The sequence below is a fragment of the Paraburkholderia sp. RL18-085-BIA-A genome (assembly GCF_046027075.1).
GTDB lineage: Bacteria > Pseudomonadota > Gammaproteobacteria > Burkholderiales > Burkholderiaceae > Paraburkholderia.
Genome location: NZ_JARESU010000006.1, coordinates 80,932 through 98,649 on the forward strand (window position 1 = coordinate 80,932; position 17,718 = coordinate 98,649).

The 17,718-nt window shown below is 61.2% G+C and carries 13 protein-coding genes and 2 pseudogenes; 10 read left to right on the forward strand and 5 right to left on the reverse strand.

What is annotated here, in order from left to right:
* The first annotated feature begins 439 nt into the window (after positions 1 to 439).
* The 4 genes and pseudogenes from P0D89_RS06100 to P0D89_RS06115 all read left to right on the forward strand — a co-directional run bounded on the left by P0D89_RS06100 (position 440) and on the right by P0D89_RS06115 (position 3,875).
* Entirely contained in the window at positions 440 to 2,812 is a 2,373-nt protein-coding gene (locus tag P0D89_RS06100; RefSeq protein ID WP_408355734.1) for a DUF6531 domain-containing protein, read from the forward strand.
* Positions 2,812 to 3,087 carry a hypothetical protein gene (locus tag P0D89_RS06105; RefSeq protein ID WP_408355732.1) on the forward strand — a complete coding sequence of 92 codons (276 nt, stop codon included), beginning with the start codon at positions 2,812 to 2,814 and terminating at the stop codon, positions 3,085 to 3,087. Before P0D89_RS06100 ends, P0D89_RS06105 begins: the two co-directional genes overlap by 1 nt.
* A 145-nt stretch (positions 3,088 to 3,232) precedes the next feature.
* A pseudogene (locus P0D89_RS06110) lies at positions 3,233 to 3,476 on the forward strand (LysR family transcriptional regulator); the annotation flags it as partial.
* Between the two features lie 138 nt (positions 3,477 to 3,614).
* On the forward strand, positions 3,615 to 3,875 hold the full coding sequence (locus tag P0D89_RS06115; protein WP_408355730.1) for a hypothetical protein: 261 nt from the start codon (positions 3,615 to 3,617) through the stop codon (positions 3,873 to 3,875).
* Positions 3,876 to 3,997: 122 nt separating this feature from the next.
* On the opposite strand, the gene P0D89_RS06120 is transcribed toward P0D89_RS06115, so the two are convergent.
* Positions 3,998 to 4,477: a tyrosine-type recombinase/integrase gene (locus tag P0D89_RS06120; RefSeq protein ID WP_408355876.1), complete on the reverse strand. Its 480-nt coding sequence runs from the start codon at positions 4,475 to 4,477 to the stop codon at positions 3,998 to 4,000.
* Positions 4,478 to 4,936: 459 nt separating this feature from the next.
* Between P0D89_RS06120 and P0D89_RS06125 the strand changes: the two genes are divergently transcribed.
* The 6 genes and pseudogenes from P0D89_RS06125 to P0D89_RS06150 all read left to right on the forward strand — a co-directional run bounded on the left by P0D89_RS06125 (position 4,937) and on the right by P0D89_RS06150 (position 14,034).
* Entirely contained in the window at positions 4,937 to 5,791 is an 855-nt protein-coding gene (locus P0D89_RS06125) for an alpha/beta hydrolase (RefSeq protein WP_408355728.1), read from the forward strand.
* Positions 5,792 to 5,825: 34 nt separating this feature from the next.
* Positions 5,826 to 7,034: an efflux RND transporter periplasmic adaptor subunit gene (locus P0D89_RS06130; protein ID WP_408355726.1), complete on the forward strand. Its 1,209-nt coding sequence runs from the start codon at positions 5,826 to 5,828 to the stop codon at positions 7,032 to 7,034.
* A gap of 56 nt (positions 7,035 to 7,090) precedes the next feature.
* The gene (locus P0D89_RS06135) at positions 7,091 to 10,276 is read left to right on the forward strand and encodes an efflux RND transporter permease subunit (RefSeq protein ID WP_408355724.1); all 3,186 of its coding nucleotides are present in this window, start codon (positions 7,091 to 7,093) and stop codon (positions 10,274 to 10,276) included.
* A 13-nt stretch (positions 10,277 to 10,289) separates the two neighbouring features.
* Complete coding sequence (locus P0D89_RS06140) at positions 10,290 to 11,867, forward strand: efflux transporter outer membrane subunit (protein ID WP_408355722.1); 1,578 nt, start codon at positions 10,290 to 10,292, stop codon at positions 11,865 to 11,867.
* Between the two features lie 149 nt (positions 11,868 to 12,016).
* Positions 12,017 to 12,228, forward strand: a pseudogene (locus tag P0D89_RS06145) (ABC transporter permease); the annotation flags it as partial.
* Between the two features lie 477 nt (positions 12,229 to 12,705).
* On the forward strand, positions 12,706 to 14,034 hold the full coding sequence (locus P0D89_RS06150) for an Nramp family divalent metal transporter (RefSeq protein WP_408355720.1): 1,329 nt from the start codon (positions 12,706 to 12,708) through the stop codon (positions 14,032 to 14,034).
* 95 nt (positions 14,035 to 14,129) lie between these two features.
* Here the strand turns inward: P0D89_RS06150 and flhC are convergent, their stop codons facing one another.
* From flhC to P0D89_RS06170, 4 genes are all read right to left on the reverse strand, one after another.
* Complete coding sequence (flhC, locus tag P0D89_RS06155) at positions 14,130 to 14,699, reverse strand: flagellar transcriptional regulator FlhC (protein ID WP_281001627.1); 570 nt, start codon at positions 14,697 to 14,699, stop codon at positions 14,130 to 14,132.
* Positions 14,700 to 14,713: 14 nt separating this feature from the next.
* Positions 14,714 to 15,034 carry a flagellar transcriptional regulator FlhD gene (gene flhD / locus P0D89_RS06160; RefSeq protein WP_028194930.1) on the reverse strand — a complete coding sequence of 107 codons (321 nt, stop codon included), beginning with the start codon at positions 15,032 to 15,034 and terminating at the stop codon, positions 14,714 to 14,716.
* Positions 15,035 to 15,565: 531 nt separating this feature from the next.
* On the reverse strand, positions 15,566 to 16,789 hold the full coding sequence (locus tag P0D89_RS06165; protein ID WP_408376225.1) for a YeeE/YedE family protein: 1,224 nt from the start codon (positions 16,787 to 16,789) through the stop codon (positions 15,566 to 15,568).
* A 395-nt stretch (positions 16,790 to 17,184) separates the two neighbouring features.
* A complete protein-coding gene (locus P0D89_RS06170) occupies positions 17,185 to 17,715 on the reverse strand; it encodes a GNAT family N-acetyltransferase (RefSeq protein ID WP_408355716.1) in 531 nt (176 codons plus the stop codon).
* Positions 17,716 to 17,718 lie beyond the last annotated feature (3 nt).

Here is a 17,718-nt window from a genome sequence, read left to right on the forward strand (position 1 = left end):
GGATCCTGCTGTAGTGATCGACGAAAGACACCGCAAGGGGACATTACTGGAGTTGCTGGTCGATAACGCCGAGGACTATCAGCGAAGCAACGAGTGCGACTCCCAACTTTTCCGGGTCATCAGACCCAAGGGGTGTGCCTCAGCGTTCACGATGGTTCTTTCAGGGGGCATCGCGGCCCCGCATTGCCTTTTTTCAGTTCCCTCGCTTGACTCCCCTCAGAACCCCCTCTTGGTCAGTCGTTTCCTTTTGTCGTAATCGTGCCACAGAGATTCCTGACAGGCGTAGCCGCGTTTACTTACGCATCGAGTCAGAACGCGTACGGGGTTATTTGTGCGTTCAAAAGGAAATCGCAATTTTAAGAGTCGTCGGATTGATGGACGTGGCGCACGCCCTATAGGGTGCTTGGGAAACAACCAGGTGCAACCAGTAGGGACAACTATGAAAAGAAACGGAATGAACCTCGACGCGTCAGGCATTGCAGCACGCCTGCTAGCCGCATTGATGCTGCTCATGATGGTGCCAGCAGCAAACGCGGCCGACTGCTTCTCGCTTTACGCACAGTCCGGCGCCACGCCGGGTACACCGAGTTGCAGGCTTGACGTGACCAGCGGTACGCCGGGTGGTTTGGCCAACTACGCCTGTATCGATGACCTTGCCCAGATAGATCAGTGGTGCAACACCCCCAGCACTCCGACCGACGACTCCACGCCTGATGACTCTTGCGCGGTGGCGGACCCGGTGTTGCCGGCAAAGGGGATTGTCACGCTTTCCGAAGCTGACTTCATGAGCGGCGACGCATCTGCACTTGTCTTCAGGCGCATCTATCTTTCGAAGCCTTACGACCACTCACAGACATTGATGGGGGGCAACTGGACTAACAACTGGCAGCGAAGGATTGATCTAGCTGGGGTCAACGCTAGCGTACCGACCATCGTTGCTTATCGCGGTGCCGAGCAACCTGTGACATTCAAGTTGAGCGGGGGAGCGTGGGCTATTCCAGGAAATCGCGGGCTGTCCCTGACGAAAGCTGGGGATGGATACTACAACCTGAAAGACGAACAGCTTGGTACGACGGAACGCTACTCCGACACCACGGGCAAGTTCATTTCCGAGACGACCCGCACGGGGATGCTGCACGAGCTTGCGTACAACGGCCAGCAGGTGGAGGAGATTGCCGAGCGGCCGGTCGATAGCACAGGAAGTACAGCGGAGAACAGGTTGGTGCTCAGCCTGACTTACGACAATAGCGGTCGCATCACAAGCGTGGTGCCTCCTACCGGGAATGCCATACATTATGCGTATGACGCGAAAGGCAATCTTGCTTCGGTGACAGAACCGGACGGCTACGTTCGTCAGTATCTGTACGAGGATGCGCGTTTCCCCAATGCGTTGACAGGCGTAAAGGACGAATCCGGCTCACGGATCGCAACGTGGAGTTACGATGCCAGCGGCCGCGCGGTGTCGGTCACTCATCCCGACACAACGCGCAATACGTCATTGAGTTACGCTTCGGGCGGGACGACAGTCACTGATATGTCCGGCACCAGCACGTATAGCTTTGATGCCGCAGACACATTGCGTCCCAGTTCGATTGCCACACCAGGCGGCACGTTGTCGCGTACATGGGATGCGGCTGGCAATCTGAAGCAGAGAGTCACCCCGGACGGAAATATCCAGTACACCTGGGACAGCGTCAACCGGCCAACGAAAGCGTTCGCGACAGTCGCTGGAACGAAGACGGTGACGACGATTGAATATAACGATGCGACTTCGCTGCGTCCCCATCTGGTCGCTACGCCCGGAAAAATTCGTGCGTTCGTCTATGACGCGAGCGGCAATGTCACCGGTTATGCAGAGAGGCAAACGACCGATCTGACCGGCGAACAGGGGATGCAGGCGGTCGGGACAGGCAGCCAGTTGACGGTTGGCGCAAGCTACGATGGAGTGGGCCGTCTCTTGTCGGCGACAGCCGTTCAGGATGGCAAAACGACCGAAGACTGGACATACACCTACGACCCTCGGGGCAACATCGCATCGACACGGGATGCCGTGTCGGGTTGGCAGATGCGGACGCTCGCTCGCGACTCTGAAAATCGCGCAGGAACGATCGCAGGTAACACGGGTCAGGCAGGCATTGCTTACGATCAGCGCGGGCGCGTAAAGCGTTTTACCTACGACGAACCCGCGAGTGTGGCTAACGCCGGACTCGCCCGCACATTGCGAGTCGATTATACGTATGCCCCGAACGGCACAGTGTCAACGCGCACGGCGAATGTGTCGACAAACGGCGCGTGGTGGCAGCCGATCAGCGACGCTGAACTGGACGTATGGCTCACCAACTGGGAGTTGGGTAATGATCCGGTTTCGCCACCCGCTAAATTCACAGGACTCAAGTCCGACGCCGATGCCTTCGTTCCAAGCGTCTGCGTTGAATGCTATATGGCGTGGAAGGCCAACTTGTCGGGCAAGCTTTTTGGTAGCGAACTGACCGATATACTGCCGGAGTGGGGCGAGACAACGGAACTGATGCTGAGTGATCAGTCGCAGGTTCCTTATCCGACCCTCGTACCGGATGTGACGGGCTCTGCGAAGAGGTCAATGCTTTTTAGCACTGTCGTTGGAACTGGGAACGGCGGTGGTGGGATGGTGAAGTGCAGTGCGAGGGAAGATCATGAGGATCAATGCTTCTCAGACTATCAGGTTGATGTGGATATGTGCAATGCGGTTGCTTTCGCCCGAGGGGGCGAGAGGTTGGCTGCCTTGTGTAAACAGAAGGCATTTCAGAATTACCAATCATGTAGAGGTTATTGATGGCTAATCATCCGCCGTACTGTGTTGTTCTGACCTACCTGGAGGATCGCCAAGAGTTTGCATTGCAGACTATTGATCGCGCCAAGCTGGAGCCATTCGTGGCCGGAAAATTCGCAGTACCGATCCCGTTGGAAACACAGGATTTCAAGATTGACGACGAATTCGCGCACGGGCTTGGAGCGACGATGCTGAATATGATCGCCCTGGGTCAGCCTGATATCAAGCAGTACATGACGCTTACGCAGACCCCGGTCGCTAAGTCATCAGGACAGTAAACGCCTGATTGGCGCATTCTTGCTGCGCCGCTTTCTTCATGCGATCGCTCATGCGGGGGTCTTTTTATTGCAGTCAGGAGCGTCTGACTGACCCCTGACACGCGTAGTGAGGTTCGTATGACTAATCAAAGAACAGTGGCGACCTATGCGGCGATTGCGGTCCCTTATCGGGTTGCGTTTCTTCGAAGAGATGGCCCGACACCTGAGCTTCAACCGTGCGATCAATGCTCCGTGCGTTATTCAGGGCGCAGTGAGCGGACAGATCAAGCTGCTTGAAGAATCGCTCGGTGCAAAGCTGTTTGTGCGGGACCACAGGGTATCCGATTGACACGGCGGGGTTGCAGTTCCTGCCCTGTCTCTCTGAAGCTTTTGACATGATCGAGCGGGGCGTCGCGATGTGAAAACAGCACGCATTCCAGGATTATCAATCGTGCACGCGGCGACTGCTTCTCGCTTTACGCACAGTCTGGCGCCACGCCGGGTAAGCAGAAGGCATTCCAAATCTACCAACCGTGCAGAGGATATTAATGGCTAAACATCCACCATATTCTGTGGTTCTAACCTATTTAGAAGACCGTCAGGAGTTTGCGGTGCAAGCTGTGGATCGGGCTAAACTGGCCCCAGTTGTGGATGGGACGTTAAAAGTGCCAATCCTGATGGACGAGCATAATTTCAGGCTTGACGACGCGTTCGCGCGTCGGCTTGGAGGCGGGATGCTCAGCCTGATTGCCTTGGGGCAGCCCGACATCAAGCAATACATGAACTTTACGCTGGACCCAATCGACTGATCGTCTGGACAGTAAGGGAGCGAGCCAAATGAAGTGTCTCGGATGCGGCGAGAGGCGCTGCGAGGCATGGCCTCTTTTCTTGGCGTAGTGGTATTCGTGGTATGCACGCAGGAGTACGGGATTCAATTGGTTCGCGCCTGCTTGCCCATCGGTTGCATGATTGAGGCAACGTTCAACCGTAGCGTGCGGAACGCCAAGCGTAAGCATAGAAGTAGCGCCAGTGCCACGGCGGCCATGAGGAGTCCAGCAGCCGTCAGCCAGCAGGGCGATGCAGCCGTTGCGTCTGAAGCGGCGGGGCGTATCTGCCATTCCATTGATAGATTGCCGGAGATTATTGGCCCCCGTACGACATCGGTTGTAACTGACTTATCGCCTTTCCCCGGCAGCAGCCACTGCGTATGGCCGGTCATCGTATGTAAGTCTCGAAGAAAGCTACAAGCAAAATCGGAGAGGTAACTCATGTGCTCGCGGCGACCTTTCGATTGGTCTGCCGGAATAAACCATGTGCCAACATGCAGGTCAAGGTTTGTCCAAGGTACGGCGCAGATTTCGTTGATACGGGCCATCGTGGCGAGCATGATCCAAACAGCAAGCTTCCTCAGAGAGCTGACGCTTGACCTGTGCTTGTTTCAGTTTTATCTGAGTGGTGACGGTTCGTGACACACGCAACCGCATTTTCCGCAAACGTCTGACGGACCTTGTCGAGCGTTTTACGCGGCCATGCAGCAAGCGCAGCTTCGCGGCGTTCACCGTCCTAAAGGTAACGGTACCGGAGGTGCACCGAAACACTGCCCGCATGCCGCCTGCCCGCCGATCCTCTGCCGTCGCGAGCGGTGCGGCCCTTGTCGGCAGCCAGGAGTGCGGCCAGGCTCGCTTCGCTGATGGTCCGTGCCGCAGCTATTGAACTCAAACAGGTTGGCTGTTGCTAGCCATCTAATTTGGTGCGTTTCCGATTGTTCAGGGGCACCGAATTGTGTTGCCGGATTATAGGCATTTATTTACGACTCTGCCGAACCCACAATTCGCACCATTGAAGTTCTATGCGCATTGCGCGGCTCGACATGGATGCATTTAAACCGCCGTACTCCTTTGTGGCCCTTGGCAGCGGCCCGGCAGAGGCAGACAGCACGGCACTCGAAGTCACTGACGTGCAGATCGAAGGGCACGCTCAGGACATCACGTTGCGCTTGTACCGGCAATTGAAAAAGACCGCATTGCCAGTACTGCTTTATTTCCACGGCGGCGGCTTTACGAAGGGCTCGATCGATCAGGCCGACTTCGCCGCCCGTTATTTCGCAGAACACTTACCGGCGCTCGTCGTATCGGTGGGTTATTCGCTGGCGCCCCGGTTTCCGTTTCCCGCCGCGCCCGAAGACGCACATCGTGCGGCACTGTGGGTGCAAACGCGGGCGCGTGCGTTTGGCGGCAATAGCAGAAAGGTCGGCGTGGCCGGCCACGATGCGGGCGGGCAGTTGGCCAACTGCCTCGCGTTCATCGCGCGGGACCGCGGCGACGTTCAGATTGCCGCGCAGGCGCTGTTCGGGCCGATGCTCGACCCGAGCCTCACGCGTCTGGGCGACGAAAAGCGTTTGGGTTCGGACATTACGGCAAGTGAGTGCGCGGCGTGTTATCGCGCGTATCTGCCGCAAGCGTCGCAACGCATGCATCCGTATGCGGCGCCGCTCGAATCGTCGCGGCTTGCGGGCCTGCCGGCCACGCTGATCGCGACCGCGCAAAACGACGTGCTGCATGTGGAAGCGGAGAAATACGCGAGCAGTCTGATCGACGCGGGCGTGCAGACCCAGGTGGTCCGCTATCCGAGCGTCTCGCACGCCGCGCTCGCCGATCATCCGCCCGCTTTGCAGGAAGCAGTGCGATTTTTTCAGTGGCGCTTCGATGCGCGCGCTCATCGATAAACAAAAACTTAATCAACGATACCGGGAGCTTCACATGACCATCCTTCCTCTTTCCCGTCGCCGTCTGGCGATCGGCGCATTAGTCGTCATCGTGGTGGCCGGGCTCGGCACCTTCGGCGCGATTCGCGTGGATGCAAGCTCACCGGCCGCGCCGACCATCGTGCCGGAAGTCGATGTCGCCAGCGTGGTGCAAAAAACGATCACCGACTGGCAGAGCTATTCGGGCCGCCTCGAAGCAGTCGAAAAGGTGGACGTGCGTTCGCAGGTGCCGGGCACCATCGTGTCGGTCAACTTCAAGGACGGCGCGCTCGTGAAGAAGGGCGACACGCTGTTCGTGATCGATCCGCGCCCGTATGCGGCCGAAGTGGATCGCGCCGAAGCGCAGCTCGCGGCCGCGCAGGCGCGCACCGGTTACACGCAAAGCGACTGGGAGCGCGCGCAACGCCTGATCGGCGACAACGCGATCGCCAAGCGCGACTACGACGAGAAGCAGAACGCCGCGCGCGAAGCCAGCGCCAACCTGAAGGCCGCGCAAGCCGCGCTGGAAACCGCGCGCATCAATCTCGGCTACACGAAGATCGTAGCGCAAGTGGCGGGCCGCGTGTCGCGCGCTGAAATCACCGTGGGCAACGTGGTGTCGGCGGGCGCAAGCTCGGCGCCGCTGACCACGCTCGTGTCGGTGTCGCCGATCTACGCATCGTTCGACGCGGACGAACAGACCTACCTGCAATACCTGAGCCGCGCGAAAGACGGCAGCAAGGTGCCGGTGGAACTGGGTCTCGCGGACGAAAGCGGCTACTCGCGCAGCGGCACGATCGAATCGGTCGATAACCGGCTCGACACGTCGTCGGGCACGATCCGCGTGCGCGCGCGTTTCGATAACGAGGATGGTGCGTTGATTCCCGGTTTGTACGCGCGCGTGAAGGTGGGCGGCAGCGCGCCGCATCCGGCGCTGCTGATCGACGACGCGGCGGTCGGCACCGATCAGGACAAGAAGTTCGTGCTGGTGGTCGATCAGGGCAATCACGTCGTGTATCGCGAAGTGTCGGTGGGCGGCATGCAGGGCAACCTGCGTGTCGTCAAGGACGGGCTGAAGGCGGGCGACCGCATCGTCGTTAACGGCATTCAGCGCGTGCGTCCAGGCGACACGGTGCGCGCGCACATGGTGCCGATGACGACCGACCAGGACCCGAACAGCGCGCCGCTCGCACAAACCCGCGCGAAGGCCGACAAGAATTCGTGAGCCCCGTGCGCCGCGGCACGTTAGCGCGGCGCTTGCTCCAACGTTAAGAGCTTCCCATGAACATATCCAAATTCTTCATTGATCGGCCGATCTTTGCCGGCGTGCTATCGGTATTGATCCTGCTGGGGGGCATCATTTCGCTCTTCAAGCTGCCCATCTCGGAGTACCCGGAAGTCGTGCCGCCGTCGGTGGTGGTGCACGCGCAGTATCCGGGCGCGAATCCGAAGGTGATCGCCGAGGCGGTCGCTTCACCGCTCGAAGAGCAGATCAACGGCGTCGAGAACATGCTGTACATGCAGTCGCAAGCCAATAGCGATGGCAACCTCACGCTCACGGTGACCTTCAAGCTCGGCACCAATCCGGACCTCGCGACGCAACTGGTGCAGAACCGCGTGAACCAGGCGCTGCCGCGCTTGCCGGAAGACGTGCAACGGCTCGGCGTCACGACCATCAAGAGTTCGCCGACGCTGACGATGGTGGTTCACCTGATCTCGCCGAACAATCGCTACGACATGACGTATCTGCGCAACTACGCACTGCTGAACGTCAAAGACCGGCTCGCGCGGATTCAGGGCGTCGGCGAAGTGCAGCTGTGGGGTTCGGGCGACTACGCGATGCGCGTGTGGCTCGATCCGCAGAAAGTCGCGCAGCGCGGTTTGACGGCGACCGAAGTGGTCAATGCGATCCGTGAGCAGAACATCCAGGTGGCGGCCGGTGTGATCGGCGCATCGCCTTCGGTGCCGGGCACGCAGTTGCAGTTGTCGGTCAATGCGCGCGGCCGTTTGAAGACCGAGGGCGAATTCGGCGACATCATCGTCAAGACCGCACCGGACGGCGGCGTGACCTATCTGCGTGAGATCGCGCGTGTCGAACTCGCGGCGTCGGAATACGGCTTGCGTTCGTTGCTCGACAACAAGCCGGCGGTAGCGCTCGCGATCAATCAGGCGCCGGGTGCGAACTCGCTGGCGATTTCCGATCAGGTGCGCGCGGCGATGAAGGAGCTGGCCGAGGACATGCCGGCGGGCGTCGAGTACCGGATCGTCTACGACCCGACGCAGTTCGTGCGCTCGAGTATCGAAGCGGTCGTGCATACGCTGCTCGAAGCGATCGCGCTGGTGGTGATCGTCGTGATCGTGTTCCTGCAGACGTGGCGCGCGTCGATCATTCCGTTGATCGCGGTGCCGGTGTCGATTGTCGGGACCTTCTCGCTGCTGCTCGCGTTCGGCTTTTCGATCAACGCGTTGTCGTTGTTCGGCATGGTGCTCGCAATCGGGATCGTGGTGGACGATGCGATCGTGGTGGTGGAGAACGTCGAGCGGAACATCGAGAACGGGCTGAGTGCGCGCGATGCGACGTACAAGGCGATGCAGGAAGTGAGCGGGCCGATCATCGCGATTGCGCTGACGCTGGTCGCGGTGTTCGTGCCGCTCGCGTTCATGACCGGCCTCACCGGGCAGTTCTACAAGCAGTTCGCGATGACCATTGCGATCTCGACGGTGATCTCGGCGTTCAACTCGCTGACTTTGTCGCCGGCCTTGTCCGCGCTGCTGTTGCGCAGCCACGGCGCGAAGGAAGACTTCCTGACGCGTGTGATGAACCGTCTGCTGGGCGGCTTCTTCAAGCGCTTCAACAAGGTCTTTCATCGTGGCTCGACCGCCTATGGCCGCGGCGTGAAGGGCGTGCTGCGCCGCAAGGGCGCGATGCTCGCGGTGTACGCAATCCTGCTGGGCGCAACCGTGCTGATCTCGCGCGTGGTGCCGGGCGGCTTCGTGCCGGCGCAGGACAAGGAGTATCTGATTGCGTTCGCGCAGTTGCCGAACGGCGCATCGCTGGACCGCACGGAAAAAGTGATTCGCGACATGAGCGCGATTGCGCTGAAGCAGCCGGGCGTGGAAAGCGCGGTGGCGTTCCCCGGTTTGTCGGTGAATGGCTTCACGAATAGTTCGAGCGCGGGCATCGTGTTCGTGACGCTCAAGCCCTTTAAGGAGCGTGGCGACAAGAAGCTTTCAGCCGGTGCGATTGCCGGTGCGCTGAACCAGCAGTACGGCGCGATCAAGGATTCGTTCGTTGCGGTGTTTCCGCCACCACCTGTGCTCGGTCTCGGTACGCTCGGCGGCTTCAAGATGCAGCTGGAAGATCACGGCGCGCTCGGTTACGCGGAGTTGAACAAGGCGGCGGAAGCGTTCGTGAAGCGCGCGGCGCAAACGCCTGAACTCGGGCCCACCTTCTCCAGCTATCAGATCAACGTGCCGCAACTGAACGTCGACCTGGACCGCGTGAAGGCCAAGCAACTCGGCGTGCCGGTCACGGACGTGTTCAACACGATGCAGATCTATCTCGGCTCGCTGTATGTGAACGACTTCAACCGCTTCGGCCGCGTGTATCAGGTGCGGGTGCAGGCGGACGCGCCGTTCCGTCAACGCGCCGACGACATCCTGCAACTGAAGACGCGCAATGCAGCGGGCGACATGGTGCCGTTGTCGTCGCTGGTGACGGTGACGCCGACGTATGGCCCGGAAATGGTGGTGCGTTACAACGGCTACACGGCAGCCGACATCAACGGCGGACCGGCGCCGGGCTTCTCGTCGGGTCAGGCGCAGGCCGCAGCCGAACGCGTGGCTGCTGAAGTGCTGCCGCACGGCGTGAAGCTCGAATGGACCGATCTGACGTATCAGCAGATTCTGGCCGGCAATGCGGGCATGTGGGTGTTCCCGATCAGCGTGCTGCTCGTGTTCCTCGTGCTTGCCGCGCTGTATGAAAGCCTGACACTGCCGCTCGCGGTGATCCTGATCGTACCGATGAGCGTACTGTCCGCGCTGACCGGCGTGTGGCTCACGGGTGGCGACAACAACATCTTCACGCAGATCGGGTTGATGGTGCTGGTGGGGTTGTCGGCGAAGAACGCGATTCTGATCGTCGAGTTTGCGCGCGAACTGGAGCACGACGGGCATACGCCGCTGTCGGCGGCAATCGAGGCGAGCCGTCTGCGTCTGCGGCCGATTCTGATGACGTCGATCGCGTTCATCATGGGTGTGGTGCCGCTGGTGCTGTCGAGCGGAGCCGGTTCGGAAATGCGTCACGCAATGGGTATCGCGGTGTTCTTCGGGATGCTCGGTGTCACGCTGTTCGGCCTGATGCTCACGCCGGTGTTCTATGTGGTGCTGCGCACGATGGCGGGCGGAACGATCCATGTCGCACAGAAGGATTCGCCGCACTACGGCGCGCCGGTGACGGACGCCTGAGGAGAAAACAATAATGAAACGCTTTGAATTTTCAGGCCGATGGGGCCGGGCGGCCGTCAGTAGTTTGCTGGTGGCACTGCTCGCCGCATGCTCGGTCGAGCCCACGTATAACCGGCCGGAAGTGGACACGCCGGCCGCGTTCAAGGAAGCGCCCGTTGCAACGGCGACCTCGGCGGCGTCCGCGCCTTCCGCACAGGACACCGGCACGTGGAAGGAGGCCCAGCCCGCCGACGACGCGCATCGAGGTCAATGGTGGACGATTTTCGGCGACGCGCAACTCAACGCGCTCGAGGAGCAGGCGGCCGCCGCGAATCAGGACCTGAAGGCAGCAGCGGCGCGCGTGCAGCAGGCGCGCGCGGTGACCCAGGCGGCGAAGTCCGACTGGTTCCCGAAACTCGACGCGGGCTTTGGCCCGACGCGCGAGCGAGCGTCGGCGGCCTCGCAATTCCAGCCGGACAGCGCGGGCGGCACGACGGGCACGATCTGGCGCGCGCAGGTCGGCGCGTCGTATGAGGCGGATCTGTTCGGACGGGTCAGTTCGAACGTGAACGCGTCGCGCGCGGACGAGCAGCAAAGCGAAGCACTGTTCCGTTCGGTGCAACTGTCGCTGCAGGCCGACGTCGCGCAGAACTACTTCCAGTTGCGCGAGCTCGATACGGATCAGGAGCTGTACCGCCGTACCGTCGAATTGCGCGAAGACACGCTGAAGCTGGTCGAGCGGCGTTTCAGGGAAGGCGATATCGGCGAGCTGGATGTTTCGCGCTCACGCAACGAACTCGCGAGCGCGCGTGCCGATGCGGTCGGCGTCGCGCGTCAGCGCGCGGCGTCCGAGCATAGTCTCGCGATTCTGCTCGGCAAGCCGCCCGCGGACTTCTCGTTCGCGGAAGCGCCGCTCGTGCCGGTCACGGTGCGTGTGCCGCCCGGCTTGCCTTCGGCGTTGCTCGAACGGCGGCCGGATGTATCGGCGGCCGAGCGCGCGATGGCGGCGGCGAATGCGCGTGTCGGTCTCGCGAAGTCGGCGTTCTTCCCGAAGCTCGATATCACCGGTGCTTTCGGCTTTGAATCGGCGACGCTCGGCGATCTGTTCATGTGGTCGAGCCGCGCGTTCATTCTCGGTCCGTTTGCCGGCACCGCGCTGACAGTTCCTCTGTTCGACGGCGGGCGTCGCAAGGCGAACCTCGCGCAAGCGCGTTCGAAGTATGACGAGGACGTCGCGCAGTATCGTCAGCAGGTGCTGGTGGCGTTCCGCGAAGTCGAGGACAACCTGGCCGATCTGCGTCTGCTCGACGATCAGATGCGTGAGCAGAACGACGCGGTCAATGCCTCGCAACGGGCGGCGCATCTGTCGCGCACGCAGTATACGGAGGGCGCGGTCAGCTATCTGGATGTGATCGACGGCGAGCGGCAGGTGCTGATTTCGCAATTGCAGGCGAGCCATCTGTCGGGCACGCAGGCCGTCGCGACGGTGAATCTGATTCGCGCGCTGGGCGGCGGCTGGGGTGACGCGAAGACCCCGGAGACGGCGGTCGGGGCGGTCGCGCCGGATGCGGCTTCGGCTTCGGCTTCACCGCAGCAGGTGGCGAAGCGGTAACCGAGTGGCTCATCGACGCCGTAATGAACGCCGGGTCGCGCGATAGCGCACCCGGCGTTTTTTCGTCCAGATCGTTTTTCGCGCCTTCCTTTCGAAAATGCGTTCGTCGACCAGCGGATTGCTGCCCTCTATGATGATTCGCACCGCATGCGGCGATTCCTTTTTTCGCGCATCGCGGAAGTGAGTTTGCGTGAAATGGATCGTGGGTCGATCGAAGCCGCGCAGGCGATGGGCGGGCAACGGTTATCAGCGTTTCGACACGACCGTCATGGCGACGATGATTGTGTTGCTGGACATGATCGTGACGGCGGTGCGGTTCGTCGGCGACCGCTTCGCGCGGCGGCTTACGCGGCGCGCGTAATGATCGGAGTCCAGAATAATTTTTGCGGGAAGAACCGGCGCGAGTATGACGGATCTTGCGCGTCGGCATTGGCACTTGTGATGCGACTTTTGAAACGGGCGCCGCACAGTTCGCGATTGGTTCGTCGAGAGCCTCGTGGCCGCGCGAGCCTCACCCATTTGCCGCTCATCCAACTTCGTCACCTGGACATCGCAGAGCGAACCTCGTCGACCCGACGCGTTGCGAATGCGTGAGGCATCCGCCGCGCCGGTGGTGCGCGATCTTGCGTGCGAGCGCCGCGCAGCGCGATCTCGAAGGCGGTGGCGCCGCACAGGAAAAACAATGGATCGCGGGTGCGGAGCTGCTCACGCGTTCCTAGGCCGGCTAACTTGCGCGGCACATTGCCCGAGGTTTCTTTGTACACTTGAGGCGGTTCGCGACGGCCTTTCGCCTCCTTTACAAAGCGTCGCGGTTTATCCCCTTCAAGAGATTCCCGGATTGCCGTTCAAACTACCGACCACCGCTACGGCGCCGTTTTGCCCATCCGAGGTGCAGGGCTCGGTTGCGGTCCCTCAAGGCGCACCGTTCTGGAAGAAGATCCTGCAATTCGCGGGGCCTGGCCTGCTGGTTTCAATCGGCTACATGGACCCGGGCAACTGGGCCACCGCGATCGAGGCTGGTTCGCGTTATGGCTACAGCCTGCTGTTCGTCGTGCTGCTGTCGAGTCTCGCGGCGATGGCGCTGCAATGTCTGAGCATGCGTCTGGGCATTGCCACCGGGCGCGACCTTGCGCAATTGTCGAGCGCGCGTTATTCGCCAGGCGTGGCGCGCGTGCAATGGCTGCTCGCGGAGTTGTCGATCGTCGCCTGCGACCTCGCCGAAGTGCTCGGCGGCGCGCTCGCGTTCCATCTGCTCTTCAATTGCTCGCTGACCACCGGCGTGCTGCTGACCGCGTTCGACACGTTGATCGTACTCGGCCTGAAGGGCAAGAATTTCCGCGATCTCGAAGCCATCATGCTCGGCCTGGTCGCGACGATCGGCGTGGGCTACATCATCGAGCTGGCACTGGTGAAGCCGCATTGGCCGTCCGTCGCGCAGGGGTTGATTCCGTCGTGGCAGGCGCTGAGTTCGCGCGAGCCCATGTATCTGGCGATCGGCATCCTCGGCGCTACGGTGATGCCGCACAACCTGTATCTGCATTCGTCGATCGTGCAGACTCGGGCGGTGAAGCGCGACTCGGCCGGCATCCGTTCGGCCATCAGCATGTCGCGGATCGACACCATCGCGTCGCTCGTGCTCGCGCTGCTGATCAACATGGCGATCCTGATTCTCGCCGCCGCGGCTTTTCATGCGACGGGCCACACCCAGGTGACCCAGATCGAAGACGCGTACCGGCTGCTCGCGCCGATCGTCGGCACCGGTTTCGCGGCGGTGCTGTTCGCGATCACGCTGCTCGCGTCGGGGCAAAGCTCGACGTTCACCGGCACGGTGGCGGGGCAGGTCATCATGGAAGGCTTCCTGAAGATGAAGATTCCGTGCTGGCAGCGGCGTTTCATCACGCGGGCCCTGGCGTTGATCCCCGCGTTGATCGGCGTGCGGATGCTCGGCAACGGCGCGGTCGGTCAATTGCTGGTCGCAAGCCAGGTCGTGCTGAGCCTGCAACTGCCGTTCGCGCTCTATCCGCTGATTCGCATGACCAACGACCGCGCGTTGATGGGCGAATTCGCCAACAGGCTGCCGACGCGACTCCTTGCCTGGTCTTTGTTCGGTGCGATCAGTGCGGCTAATCTTTGGCTCGTGGTGCAGACAGTGGGATTGGCCGGCTGATCCGGTCGCGCAATGGCGAAAAAAAATCCGCACAGTGTGCGGATTTTTCAGGGCTTCGAATCGGGCCGGACCAGCCCTCGACGATTCAACTTACTTCACGCGGCCTGCGCGACCTGCGCGGCTTCGAGCGCTTCCTGGCGAGCGGCCGCGGCCTTCTTCGTCTTGCCTGCGCGCGAGGGCGGCTGGCAAGCGCCGCACACCACGTTGTGCTGCAAATCGTGCTTGTGCGCGACGAACTTGCCGGTGCAACGGCAGCACTTGGTCAACTGCAGAATGTCGGCGTCGAAGAAACGCACCAGCGTCCACGCGCGCGTCAAGTCCAGCACCGGTTCGGTTTCGCTGTGCTGGCAATGTTCCAGATATAGCCGATACCCTTTGGTCAGCGCGTCCAGATGCGAGCAGCGCGCTTCGTTCTTCAGGAACAGGTACGTGTTGTAGAACAACGACGCGTGGATGTTCGCCAGCCACGTCATATACCAGTCCGCCGAGAACGGCAGCATGCCCTTGGGGGGCGATACGCCCTTGACCTCGCGATACAGGCGGATCATGCGATCGCGCGAGAGCGTCAATTCGCTTTCGAGCACCTGCATGCGTGCGCCGAGTTCGATCAGCGCGATTGCACGGAATACTTCTTGTGCGTCTTCCGTCAGGCTACGCTTGAGCATCGCAGTCACCTTGATTAAGCAAACTGCTCAGCGGGCTGGCCTGCAAGCAGGATCGCCGCGTGAGTCGGTGCAACCGCCGCATGCTTCGTCGTTTGCGTCAACGCCGACAACATCGAGTGGTCGTTGAAGCGGAAGAAGCACAAAAGCTGATCGGAAGCGGCCAGCTTGACGATCTGCGCGAGCGACAGCCCGGCAAGCAAATCAGCCAGTTCCGACGACAGTCCCAGGCGGAACATCCCGACCGGTTTGTCCTCACGCAACATGCGCTGCGCAAGCATGATGTAAGACAAGTTAATCTCGCGGATTGAATCCAGCGTCTCGCTGCTACGGTCCATTTTCTGTGTTTCCGAAGCCCCGAATTACTATGTCGGCTTTTTTGCCGTTATGTCTTTTGTGCCTCGCCGGAAACGCAGACCTCCGGCTACATGTCACCATCTGATACAGATGGCGACCTTTTGATACATCGCGTTACATTTCGTAACAGCTTGGATCGAATTGTATGAAGGGTAAAACAAGAAATCAATCCCTTCTCAAAAAAATATCTCAAAAAGATACATCATTTTTCGGTAATTATTTCACGCCATTGCAATAGGCGATGCTTAGCGAATTTTTTGCCGTTCCGGATTTTCGTCTGACCGTTGAGATCCTTTGTAACACGGGCGTTTGACTAAATTATCTGAACAAAGAATCGCAACCGGCTGTGCGTCGGGAAACGCCGCTTGAATTGGAAAGGAGAAAGAAAGCGCGAGCAAAGGCACGTAATAAATACCTGCTTCTGATACGCTTTTGGGGACGAATCTGAGATGTAACGAGATGGTGCAGCCCCGGTTACAAACCGAGGCGCATTTGTAACGATTTCTGCGCTTTCAGCAACCCGTCTGGCGAACGCGTTCCACTTCGAGGCCGAACGCCGGCCGCAGACGCGTGCCGAGCACATTGCCGGCAAAAGCGGCGACCAGCCACAACCATCCGTGCAGGCTGCCTGAGACGATGCCGCTAAAGTAGGCGCCGATGTTACAACCATAAGCCAGCCGGGCGCCGTAGCCCAGCATCAGACCGCCGACCACCGCCGCGATCAGCGAGCGCGCCGGCACCTTCCAGACCGGCGCGTAACGGCCGGCAAGCGCCGCAGCCGTCATGGCGCCGAGGACGATGCCGAAATCCATCACCGACGTGACGTCATGTGTAACAGGGGCTGCCAGCGAACCCGCGTTAGCGTGTGCGGCCCAATACGGCCAACTAGCCACGTCGATTCCAAGCGCGGCGAAGATCTTGGCGCCCCACAGCGCGAACGCCGAGGTCACGCCCCACGGACGGCCCGACAGCGCCAGCGTCGCAAAATTGAGCAAGACCAGCGCTATCGCGCCGACAAACAGCGGCCACGGGCCGTGCAGCCACGGCGACGAGTGCGGCTGACGGGCCGGCTCATTGACCAGGCGGCCGTGGCGGCGCCGTTCGACCAGCACCGTGAGCGCCGCGATGGCCGCGAAAACCACCAGGTTCAGGGCGATGGCCCAGCCGGCGCCGAGCGTCGTCACCATCGAAAGTGGTTTGAGCGACGGCAACGCGGTCCAGAACGGCATGTGCGCAGTCGCGACGACCGAGCCGACGACGAACGCCGCCAGCGTGACGAGCATGCGGGTGCTACCGCCACCCACCGTGTACAGCGTGCCGGACGCGCAGCCGCCACCCAGCTGCATGCCGATGCCGAACATGAAAGCCCCGACCAGCACCGACGTGCCGGCCGGCGCGACGAGCCCGACCACCGGCTGGCCGAACAGCGAGCCGGCGGCGAGCGCCGGGAAAAACAACAGCACGCCGAGCGCGAGCATCAGCATCTGCGCGCGCAGGCCGGCGCCGCGGCCGTCGGCGATAAAGACCCGCCAGGCCGAAGTGAAGCCGAACGCCGCGTGATAAAGCGACATCCCCAAGAGGGCGCCGACGACATAGAGCGCCGCCTGACGGCCACTGACGGTTTGCGCCAGATAGATCGCGCCGAGCGCGATCAGAACGAGCGCGGCGCCGAGGGGCTTCGGATTGACGTCGAAACGGCGCGGCACACGTGGAAGCGGAGTGGAAAGATCGGACATGGGTGAGTTGACTGACAAACTGGGGATCTAAGGCGCCCGAAGGCGGCCGGGAGACGGATTGGGGTTGGTGTGGCGGAGAAACGGAACCAAAAAAGTATACATGGATCGCGTTTCGGGCGTCGGGGCTGGGTTGGCGGCCGTGGAACAGCGGGAGTACTGGACGGCGAGGGCGAGGGGCTGCTGACGAGATATCGGTCGGGGAGCGAGAGGCGCTGCGCGTTTTTTTACTTATTTGTATGGCAACGGCTTTGGCACTAGCGCCAGGATTGAGCTTCGCCGCCCGCGTTACCGTCGGCACCCAAGCGCGCGGACGCACGCCGGCACGGGCTCCGTAGTCACTGCTTTCCGGTCGTCGGAGCTTGAACGACGCCTCGCGCGCACGCTGTCTCCATCGGCTAGATGAACCGCATCATCAGATCGGTATCGTGAAACACGCCGTCGACATTCAGCCCCTCGACTTCGCAACCATATTTACGAAAGCCAAACGACTCGTAGAGTTTGCGCGCCGCCTCGTTGCGGCTGTCCACCATCAGCTGGAGCTGCCGTAAACCGTCGACGCGTGCCGCCCGCGTCAGCAACTCGTTGAGCAGCGCGCGCCCAACGCCACGGCCCGTGGCTTCCGGCGTGACATACATGCCGATGACCGAAGCCTTGTGTCGCTCCCTATCGCGCTGGTTGCGCGCTAGCCCGACTACGCCGATCAGTGGTGCGTCGGCCGATATGTAAGCGCCGAGCAGAAAGTCCCCTTCGGCCGCATGCAAGCCCTGCAAGATCGTGTCGTGTTGCGCGGGGCCTTTTGCGAGCGCTTCCTCGTAACTTTGGCCGAACAGTTCGGGATGCGCTTTCAATCCTCGAAGGCGAAGCTGGAAATAGGCGTCCCGATCGGCGGGGCCGAGTTGACGGATGAGCAGGGCGGCGTTGTTCAAGGT